The sequence below is a fragment of the Mesorhizobium sp. M7A.F.Ca.CA.003.01.2.1 genome, assembly GCF_003998945.1.
Taxonomy (GTDB): Bacteria; Pseudomonadota; Alphaproteobacteria; order Rhizobiales; family Rhizobiaceae; genus Mesorhizobium; species Mesorhizobium ciceri.
The window spans coordinates 1-9,140 of the sequence record NZ_RZRA01000093.1 but is presented as its reverse complement, the minus strand read 5'-3'; the positions used below and the strand labels follow the sequence as shown (position 1 = coordinate 9,140).

The following is a 9,140-nucleotide window of genomic DNA, read 5'->3' as shown; positions in this document are numbered from 1 at the left end:
CCTTCGTCATCGCTGCAGCAGCTGAAATCCTGCGCCATCGCGGCTTGTCCGCCACGGCGCCAAAGCCTGCGGATCCATCACAACCAAAACAAACCAAGAGAGGAGAACTGCAATGGCATTCGACCTGAAATCGATCTCTGCAAAGACTGTTTGCGCTGGATTGACGGCGTTCGCGCTGGCGCTGTCGTCGACCGTCGCTTTCGCCGGCGACAAACTGCAATATTTCACCTGGTCGGGCTATGAACTGCCCGACTTCAACAAGAGCTTCCTTGCCGCGCATCCCGATGGCGTCGAGGCCTCGATCTTCGGTGACGACGATGACGCCTTCACCAAGGTCAAGGCCGGCTTCCGACCCGACATTGCGCATCCCTGCTATGACAAGGTGGCGCGCTGGAACAAGGAAGGCCTGCTGCAGCCGATCGACACCAAGCGCATCAAGAACTGGGACTCGATCTTCCCGGTGTTCAAGAACCTGCCAGACCTGCAGGCTGGCGACGGCAAGGTCTGGATGGTGCCGTGGGACTGGGGCAACACCTCGATCCTCTACCGCACCGATCTGGTGAAGAACCCGGAAGCGAGCTGGAACCTTTTGTGGGACAAGCAGTATGCCGGTCGCATGGCGACGATCGACGCGGTGCATGACACGCCTGTCGTGGCGGCGCTGCTCGCCGGCGTCAATCCGTTCGACATGACGCCGGAGCAAATGGACAAGGTGGCCGAGAAGCTGCGCGAGCAGCGCCCGCTGCTCTCCAACTACACCACCGACATGACCTCCGTCGAACAGGCGCTGGCCAGCGGCCAATTGGTCGCCGCCATGACCTGGAACGCGTCGGCCACCTCGCTCAAGAAGCAGGGCGTGCCGGTCGAGTTCATGAAGCCCAAGGAGGGCATGCTGACCTGGGCCTGCGGCTTCGTGATGCTCAAGGACGCCAAGAATGTCGACCTCGCCTATGATTTCATCAACAGCCGGCTGGAGACGGATTCCGGCAAATACCTGATCGAGGCCTACGGCTATGGCAGCTCGACCAGTTCGGCCTTCGCGGCGGTGCCGAAGGAGGAGCTGGAGAAATTGCAGCTGCCGTCCGACCCGGAGGTGATGCTGAAGACCACCATCTTCACCGGACCGATGAAACAGAATGACGACCTCGCCAAGATGTTTGAGAAGGTGAAGGCGGGGGGATAAAGCTCCCCCTTCTCCCCTTGTGGGAGAAGGTGTCGCCGAAGGCGACGGATGAGGGGTGCTCCAGGGAACACCAGCGTCTCACTCCGCTGGAACACCCCTCAACCGTCTCGGCGCTGCGCGCCGATCCACCTTCTCCCACAAGGGGAGAAGGGAAAGCAAACGAGGACTAACGCATGGACATGCTGGACGAAACGGCTGAAAAGCCGAAGGACGATGCCGATGTGCGGGTCGGCAGGCGGGTGCGGGCGCTGCGGCTGGAGCGCAAGCTGTCGCTGGCCGATCTTGCGGCAAAGGCCGGCGTGTCGATCGGTGCATTGAGCCAGATCGAGCGCGGCATGTCCTCGCTGCGCGTCAAGGTGATCTGGCCGCTCGCCGCCGCCCTCGACATCGAGCCGTCGGCGCTGATCGCCGACGGCAGCGATACGGCGAACGACCTCTATTGCGTGCGTGCCGACAAGCGGCGGCAAATCCCGGTGAAATCGGAAGGCATTGCCAAGGCGCTGCTGTCACCCCCGGGCGCGACGCTGACCGGCATGCTGGTGACGGTGGAAGCCGGCGGCGGCACGGCCGAGGCCTATGCGCATGCCGGCCATGAATTCGGCTTCGTGCTGGCTGGTGAGGTCGAACTGGTGGTGGATTCGACAAAGTACGTGCTGAAGGCCGGCGACAGCTTTGCCTTCAAGAGCACGCTTTTGCATGCCTTCCGCAATCCGGGCGCCGAGCGGTGCCAGATTCTCTGGGTCAACACCACGAAGCCGTCCGAGGTTCGCGATGGCGCCTGATCCACTCGTCCGGCTGCAGGCGGTCTCGAAGATTTTTCCTGGCGGCATCGTCGGGCTCGACGCCGTCGATCTCGACATTATCAGCGGCGAGTTCATCACGCTGCTCGGGCCGTCGGGTTGCGGCAAGACCACCAGTCTGCGCGTCATCGCCGGTTTCGAAAGCCCGTCGAGCGGCAAGGTGCTGCTAGACGGCCGCGATATCACGGCACTTCGCCCGTTCGACCGGCCGGTCAATACCGTGTTCCAGGACTACGCGCTGTTCCCGCACATGAATGTTGCAGAAAATGTCGGCTTCGGTCTGTCGCTGCGCAAACTGTCTGGAGCCGAACAGGCTAAGCGCACCGGCGAAGCGCTCGACATGGTCGGTCTCGCCGACAAGCTTGGCGCCCGTGTCTCCGAACTGTCTGGCGGCCAGCGCCAACGCGTCGCGCTCGCGCGTGCCATCGTCTGCGAGCCGCGCGTGCTGCTGCTCGACGAGCCGTTGTCGGCGCTCGATGCGCATCTGCGCGAACAGATGCAGGTTGAGCTGAAGCGGCTGCAGTCGCGGCTTGGCACCACCTTCGTCATGGTCACCCACGACCAGACCGAAGCGCTGTCGATTTCCGACCGCATCGTCGTCATGAACAAGGGCCGCATCGAGCAGATCGCACCGCCGGCCACACTTTATGACCGGCCTGCCACGAAGTTTGTGGCGAGCTTCATCGGCGAGAACAACCGCATGTCCGGCACCGTGCTTGCCGGCGGTGAAAATGGTGGCGTGGCCGTCCATCTCGACGATGGCGATCTGGTGTTGAACGCCATTTCCCCTGGCGCGACGCCCCCTACGGGCGCCAGGGTGACGCTGTCGATCAGGCCCGAGCGCATGTCCTTATTGCACGAAGGCTCCACCGCCCTCAACGTGATCGCGGCAACCGTCGTTCAGTCCGTCTATGTCGGCGATCACATCCGGCTCGTCGCTGTCACGGCGGGCGGCCTGAAATTCATTGTCAAACTTGCCGCATCGTCGTCTCGGTCCGAACTCAATGCGGGCGAGGCGGTTCGATTGGGCTGTGGTCGTGAGGATTGCCTCGCTCTCGATAGATAACAACAAAAGGCAGACAAGGGAGAGTTCAACCATGAAGAAATCGCCGAAAGTCGTCATCACCTGTGCGGTCACCGGCTCGATCCACACGCCGACGATGAGCCCGTATCTGCCGATAACGCCGTCCGAGATCGTCGACGCCGCTGTCGGAGCAGCCGAAGCCGGGGCGTCGGTGATCCATCTGCATGCCCGCGATCCGGAGACCGGCAAGCCTACCCCTGATCCCAGGCTGTTTATGGATTTCCTGCCGCGCATCAAGCAGCAGACCGACGCCGTGATGAACATTTCCACCGGCGGCGGGCTGAAGATGACCCTCGAAGAGCGCCTTGAAGCGGCGCACGCTTCGAAGCCGGAACTCTGCTCGCTCAATATGGGATCTATGAATTTCGCCTTGCACCACATCGCGCCGAAATACACCGACTGGAAGTACGACTGGGAGAAGGGCTATCTGGAAGACACAAAGAAGGGCATCGTCTCCAACACGTTCGAGCAGATCGAGCGGATCATCGTCGAGGTCGGCCAGGCTTATGGCACGAAGTTCGAGTTCGAGTGCTACGATGTCAGTCACCTCTACACGCTTGCGCACTTTCTCGACCGCAAGCTGCTGAAGCCGCCGCTTTTCGTCCAGACGATCTTCGGGCTGCTGGGCGGTATCGGCGCCGACCCAGAAGACATGATGCACATGCGCAGGACGGCTGATCGGCTGTTCGGAGACGACTATCTCTGGTCGATCCTTGCCGCGGGCAAGCACCAGATAAATCTCTGCACGATGGGCGCGATCATGGGCGGCAATGTACGGGTCGGTTTGGAAGACAGCCTCTATGTCGGCAAGGGCACGCTCGCCAAGAGCAATGCCGAACAGGTGGCCAAGATAAAGCGCATTCTCAACGAGTTGTCGCTCGAAATCGCGACGCCCGACGAAGCCCGTCAACTGCTGGATCTCAAGGGCGCACATGAGGTCGGGTTTTGACGCCCCCCGGCATCGAAACCTATGTCGGCGTCGTGCATCCTTGGATGTGCGACGCGATGGGCCATCTCAACGTTCGTCATTATGTGGCGATGTTCGATGACGCCAGTTTCCAGTTGCTGGGCAGGATTGCCGATCCTCGTTTGACGCCGACCCTCGGCTGGGCGGATGTGAGGATGGAGATCGACTACGTGCATGAAACCGCGGTGGGAACTCTGGTCACCGTTCGCAGCGTTATAGAAAAGCTTGGGAAATCGTCGCTGACTTATCTGCATGAAATGCGCGGTACGCTGGACGGAGTCCTGCATGCGCGCATGCGCACCGTAACGGTGCGCTTCGATCTTCAAGCGCGGAGCAAGATCGAGATCGAAGGCGAGGCCCGGCAGGCGAGCGCGAAACTCCCGAGGGGTGAAGCCGGCAGCTTTGCGCCTCAAGTCGGTCGTTAAGACCAGCTTCGCCGTTTCCCGAAAGCCGACGTCATCGGACTACGCTGGCTTAAGATGACTGCGCCTCTAGACGGACGGCGGCGACAGGATGAAAAGCGCTTGCGCCTGCTTGGTGGCGGAACTGTTGCGGAAGGTGTGGAGGCGTCTTGGGTCGAAAGTCATGGCGTCGCCTTCGAGCAGGACGAACTCCTCGCCTTCGAGCAACACGGTCACGCTGCCCTCGACGACGAACACGAATTCCTCTTCCGAACGCCAGCTGTAGAGCTTGTCGCCGCCGGTGCCGCCCGGCGCCATGATCGACAGGATCGCCTGCGTCCGAACCGCGGATTTCGGGCTGAGCAGGAAGTCTAAAAGGTCGGTGCCGCCGAGCACCGCCGGAGTGCGCGCGTCAACGCGGACGACAGCCGTGTTGTCATGCTGGAACAGGCTGCCGATCGTAATTCCAAGAATGTCGCACAGGCGAACGAGCGTTGCCACCGAGGGCGAGGCCTTGTCGCGTTCGACTTCGCTGAGAAAACCCTTGCTGACTTCAACGCCATCCGCCACGGCCTGGAGGGTAAGGTCCAGTTCGCGCCGTCGATTGCGCAGGGCATCACCGATGCGGGCCGTGGACGGCCTCTGGGTGCCACTCGTCATGATTGCGCTCTCAGCATGTTCAATCCCATACCGTCAGCTCGGTCCGCCGTACAAGCCGGAATTTTATGTGTTCTGTATAGAACAACTTTGTTGACTTATACAGAATTCCCCACCAGCATCCAGATGAATTTCGAGGAGGCGGCGGTGCCATGAGGCGAGCCTTCCCCGCCAGCATACGGATGAAGGAGCGATGATGAGCCAAGACGATATTGCCGAAGCCAGGCGCAGTTCGCAGAGTTGGTACTGGTGGGGCATCGCGACGTTTTTCCGCTGCCCGGTAGCGGAGACTCCGGCCGATGTGGATATCGGCCTGGTCGGCGTGCCGCACAGCTCCGGAAACGGCTCGACGGAGCGCGACCAACATCTTGGCCCGCGCGCGGTCCGCAACGTGTCGGGCTACTATCGCCGCTCGCACGGGGTGCACGGCTTTTCGCCATGGGATGCCGCCAAGATCAGCGATCTTGGCGACGTTCCCCTGCCCGAGGCCATGAACAACGAGGCCTGTGTCCGCGACATCGAAGCCTTCTACGCCCGGCTCGACGCCGCCGGCACAAACCCGGTTTCCATCGGCGGCGATCACTCGATCACCGGGCCTATCATCAAGGCCATCGCCGGACCGGGCCGGCGCCTGTCGGGAGGCCAGCCCTGCTCGCTGATCCATTTCGACGCGCACACCGATTCCTACGACAACATGCCCCACTGGCTTGGCGCGAAGCGTTCGGCGGCGCACTGGGCGGCCTATACGGCAAAGGAAGGTGCGGTCGACCCGGAACGCAGCATCCAGATCGGCATGCGCGGTCATCCGGCGGCGGATATCCACACCGGCGGCGTTGGCGGCTCGAGTCGCGCTCTGGGCTATCGGGTTGTTACGATGGACGAGTTCGAACGCTTGGGCATAGAGCGCATGGTGGAGATGATCCGCGAGCGGGTTGGCGATCGCCCCGCCTACATCACCTTCGATCTCGACAGCCTCGACCCCTCCGTCGCTCCCGGGGTTTCGAACCTCGAGCCGGGCTTCGGCGGCCTGACCATCCGCGAGGCGACGCGCCTTCTGCAAGGATTGAAGGGGCTCAACATCATCGGTGGGGACGTCGTCTGCCTGATGCCGACCAAGGACAGCCCCAACCAGATCACGGCGCAGGTCGCCATGGTGATGATGTACGAACTGATCTGCCTGATCGCCGCAAAGAATGCCGAGACGCACTGACGCGTGGCCTTGGCCGCTACAGGAGCGCGCCGACGCCATCGGTGATGGCGTCGCGGCTCGCGGCTCCGGACTTTCGATGCCGGTTGCCGATGCGGTGGCGCCATTCTTTCGCTGTCTCCTGTTCTCTTAAATGAATTATGTTGACTATTGACGAACTTTCGGCAAGCGTTCCTTGAGGCCGCCAAGAGCCCAAACTAGAGGTGAACCATGAACCGCAAGATCCTTCTACTCATCGCCCTCGCGGCCGCCACGCCGGCGGCAGCACAGCCGCCGAGCTTCGCCGCCGACGGTAAACTGCAAGCCTGCGTCGATCCCACTTTCCCGCCGATGGAATTCATCAAGACGGCGGGCGAGGCTCCCGTTGGCGTCGACATCGACGTCATCAAGGCGCTGGCCGCGCACTGGAAGGTCGACGCCAGTATCACGACGATGGACTTCAGCGGCCTGCTTCCCGGCCTGGAATCGAAGCGCTGCGACATCGTCATCAGCGGCGCTTTGCTGAAACCCGAACGGCTGGAGAAGCTGAGCGGCGTGCCTTATCTGAAGACCGGCGTCGTCATGATCGGCAAGGCCGACGATGCGTCCGCCTACAAGAGCTATGAGGATTTCTCCGGCAAGACCATCTCCGTCCAGTCCGGCACTTCCTATATAGGCCTGCTGGACAAGGTGAACGAGGACCTGGCCAAGGCCGGCCGCGACAAGATCACCATGCAGACCTATCCCAAGCAGACCGATGCGATGCAACAGGTGGTGCTGGGTCGCGCGGTCGCGACGATCAGCCAGGACACCGAATTCGCCTACCGCGACTTGCAGCAGCCCGGTGAGTTGAAGATCGTCTACTCGGCCGGCGCGCAGGATCAGTACGCGGCCTATTTCCGCAAGGATGAGGCTGACGCGGCGGCGGTCGCCGCTACTGTCAAGGAGCTTGCCGCGAACGGCACCATGAAGACCATCGCCGAGACGTGGAAGCTTCCGATGTCGACCATCAGTGGCATCGGTCAGTAACGGCGCGATCGGCAGGGTTCCGTGAGCTTTGACTTTGGCTTGTTCTGGTCGACACTTTTTTCCGGGACGTTCTTCAGGGCGGCGCTGGTAGCGCTCGCCCTGACAATACTCGCGCATGCGGCGGCGATCCTCCTGTCGCTGCCGCTTGCCTTGGCGCTCAACGGGCAAAACAAGGTGCTGCGCTGGGGAGCGACGGCCTATATCGCTGTTTTCCGCGCACTGCCGGCGCTTCTGCTGCTGCTGTTCGTCTGGAACGGCCTGCCGCAAATATGGCCGATCTTCCGCGAGACCTGGTTTTCGCCCTTCATCGCGGCCCTCCTGGCGCTGACGCTGAACGAGGCCGCCTATCAGGTCGAGATCAACAGGGCGGCGCTCAGCGCCGTCGAAGAAGGGCAGTTTCAGGCCGGCGCCGCACTTGGCCTGCGCAAGCCGCAAGTGTTCTTCCTGATCGTCGTGCCGCAGGCGCTGCGCATCGCCCTGCCGCCGACCGTCAACGAGTTCATCACGCTGCTCAAGACCACGTCGCTGGCCTCGGTGATCTCATTGACGGAACTGATGGCGGTCACCCAGCAAAGCGTCGCCTCAACGTTCCGCTATGCCGAGTTCTACGCCGTCACCTCCCTCTACTACCTGGCGATGGTCTATGTACTGATGATCCTGCAGAAGCGGATCGAACGGCGCTTCGCCTGGGCCAAGCCCCACGCGGCCGGAAACGATACCGACAAAGTGCCCCATCACGCATGACGGGCACAAAACGGTGGGCCGCAGCGTGCGGCACGCCATTGACATCCATCGACGCGACGGCATGACGCTGCTCCGAAAGGGCGCCAGATGCCTGAGCCGCGCAGCAATTCAGGGGGACGCGTAATGTCAGGGGCTAGTTCAGAACAGATGCCGGAACAGGCTGATGTCGTCATCGTCGGCGGCGGCATTGCCGGATGTTCGGTCGCCTATCACCTCACCAAGCTTGGCATCACCGACGTCGTACTGTGCGAGCGCAAGCAGCTGACATGCGGCACGACATGGCATGCCGCCGGCCTGGTGACGCAGTTGCGGGCGACGCGACAGATGACGGAGCTGGCGAAATACACCGGCGAGCTGTTCGGCCGCCTCGAAGCCGAAACCGGACAGGCCACCGGCTTCATGCAGCGCGGCTCGCTGCGTGTCGCCAACACCGAGGCGCGCTTCGAGGAGCTGGCACGCGGCGCCTGGATGGGGCGCAATTTCGGCCTGCCGGTCGACATGGTCACGCCCGGCGAGATCAAGGAACGCTGGAGCCCGGTCAACATCGACGGCATCGTCGGCGGCTTCTGGTTCCCCAATGATGGACAGGTCAACCCCACCGACGTCACCATGGCCTATGTCAAGGGCGCGCGCACCGGTGGCGCCTGCATTCTCGAAAACACGCCGGTCACGAAAATCCTGGTCGAGAACGGCCGCGTTTGCGGCGTGGTCACCGACAAGGGCGAGATCCGCGCCGACAAGGTGGTGATATGCGGTGGCATGTGGTCGCGCGATCTCGCGGCACAGATCGGCGTGACGCTGCCGCTGCACGCCGCCGAGCATTTCTACATCGTCACCGAGACCATCCCCGGCCTGCCCGCCAATTTGCCGGTGCTTTTCCTGGGCGACGAGTGCTCCTACTACAAGGAAGACGCCGGTAAGCTGCTGCTCGGCTGCTTCGAGCCGGTGGCCAAGCCGTGGGGCCATAACGGCATCTCGCCCGATTTCTGCTTCGACAGCCTGCCCGAGGACTTCGAGCATTTCGAACCGATCCTCGAAATGGCAACCAGGCGGGTGCCGCTGCTGGCGGATGTCGGCATCAAACTGTTC

The 9,140-nt window shown here is 62.3% G+C and carries 10 protein-coding genes; 9 read left to right on the top strand and 1 reads right to left on the bottom strand.

Going from position 1 to position 9,140, the window contains the following annotated elements; genetic code table 11:
• The first annotated feature begins 112 nt into the window (after positions 1–112).
• The 5 genes from EN969_RS06445 to EN969_RS06425 all read left to right on the top strand — a co-directional run bounded on the left by EN969_RS06445 (position 113) and on the right by EN969_RS06425 (position 4,459).
• Positions 113–1,183, top strand: a complete 1,071-nt coding sequence (locus EN969_RS06445) for an ABC transporter substrate-binding protein (protein WP_024502621.1) — start codon at positions 113–115, stop codon at positions 1,181–1,183.
• Between the two features lie 173 nt (positions 1,184–1,356).
• Positions 1,357–1,965: a cupin domain-containing protein gene (locus tag EN969_RS06440; RefSeq protein ID WP_063167638.1), complete on the top strand. Its 609-nt coding sequence runs from the start codon at positions 1,357–1,359 to the stop codon at positions 1,963–1,965.
• The gene (locus EN969_RS06435) at positions 1,955–3,049 is read left to right on the top strand and encodes an ABC transporter ATP-binding protein (RefSeq protein ID WP_127419030.1); all 1,095 of its coding nucleotides are present in this window, start codon (positions 1,955–1,957) and stop codon (positions 3,047–3,049) included. The genes EN969_RS06440 and EN969_RS06435 overlap by 11 nt, the downstream gene beginning before the upstream one ends.
• A 31-nt stretch (positions 3,050–3,080) precedes the next feature.
• On the top strand, positions 3,081–4,016 hold the full coding sequence (locus EN969_RS06430) for a 3-keto-5-aminohexanoate cleavage protein (RefSeq protein WP_063168755.1): 936 nt from the start codon (positions 3,081–3,083) through the stop codon (positions 4,014–4,016).
• Complete coding sequence (locus tag EN969_RS06425; protein ID WP_164745900.1) at positions 4,013–4,459, top strand: acyl-CoA thioesterase; 447 nt, start codon at positions 4,013–4,015, stop codon at positions 4,457–4,459. The genes EN969_RS06430 and EN969_RS06425 overlap by 4 nt, the downstream gene beginning before the upstream one ends.
• A 66-nt stretch (positions 4,460–4,525) precedes the next feature.
• Here EN969_RS06425 and EN969_RS06420 read toward each other — a convergent pair whose 3' ends face one another.
• Positions 4,526–5,095: a cupin domain-containing protein gene (locus EN969_RS06420; protein ID WP_063168754.1), complete on the bottom strand. Its 570-nt coding sequence runs from the start codon at positions 5,093–5,095 to the stop codon at positions 4,526–4,528.
• Positions 5,096–5,288: 193 nt separating this feature from the next.
• Between EN969_RS06420 and EN969_RS06415 the strand changes: the two genes are divergently transcribed.
• From EN969_RS06415 to EN969_RS06400, 4 genes are all read left to right on the top strand, one after another.
• Positions 5,289–6,302: an arginase family protein gene (locus tag EN969_RS06415; RefSeq protein ID WP_063170311.1), complete on the top strand. Its 1,014-nt coding sequence runs from the start codon at positions 5,289–5,291 to the stop codon at positions 6,300–6,302.
• Positions 6,303–6,509: 207 nt separating this feature from the next.
• Positions 6,510–7,307: a transporter substrate-binding domain-containing protein gene (locus EN969_RS06410; RefSeq protein ID WP_063168753.1), complete on the top strand. Its 798-nt coding sequence runs from the start codon at positions 6,510–6,512 to the stop codon at positions 7,305–7,307.
• Between the two features lie 21 nt (positions 7,308–7,328).
• Entirely contained in the window at positions 7,329–8,051 is a 723-nt protein-coding gene (locus tag EN969_RS06405; RefSeq protein ID WP_063168752.1) for an amino acid ABC transporter permease, read from the top strand.
• 147 nt (positions 8,052–8,198) lie between these two features.
• A partial coding sequence (locus EN969_RS06400) for an FAD-binding oxidoreductase (protein ID WP_206525135.1) occupies positions 8,199–9,140 on the top strand: 942 nt, incomplete at its 3' end.

Coding starts and splice junctions, on each gene's coding strand:
- EN969_RS06415 (WP_063170311.1), top strand. CDS start 5,289: ATGAGCCAAGACGATATTGCCGAAGCCAGGCGCAGTTCGCAGAGTTGG.
- EN969_RS06430 (WP_063168755.1), top strand. CDS start 3,081: ATGAAGAAATCGCCGAAAGTCGTCATCACCTGTGCGGTCACCGGCTCG.
- EN969_RS06420 (WP_063168754.1), bottom strand. CDS start 5,095: ATGACGAGTGGCACCCAGAGGCCGTCCACGGCCCGCATCGGTGATGCC.
- EN969_RS06445 (WP_024502621.1), top strand. CDS start 113: ATGGCATTCGACCTGAAATCGATCTCTGCAAAGACTGTTTGCGCTGGA.
- EN969_RS06410 (WP_063168753.1), top strand. CDS start 6,510: ATGAACCGCAAGATCCTTCTACTCATCGCCCTCGCGGCCGCCACGCCG.
- EN969_RS06435 (WP_127419030.1), top strand. CDS start 1,955: ATGGCGCCTGATCCACTCGTCCGGCTGCAGGCGGTCTCGAAGATTTTT.
- EN969_RS06440 (WP_063167638.1), top strand. CDS start 1,357: ATGGACATGCTGGACGAAACGGCTGAAAAGCCGAAGGACGATGCCGAT.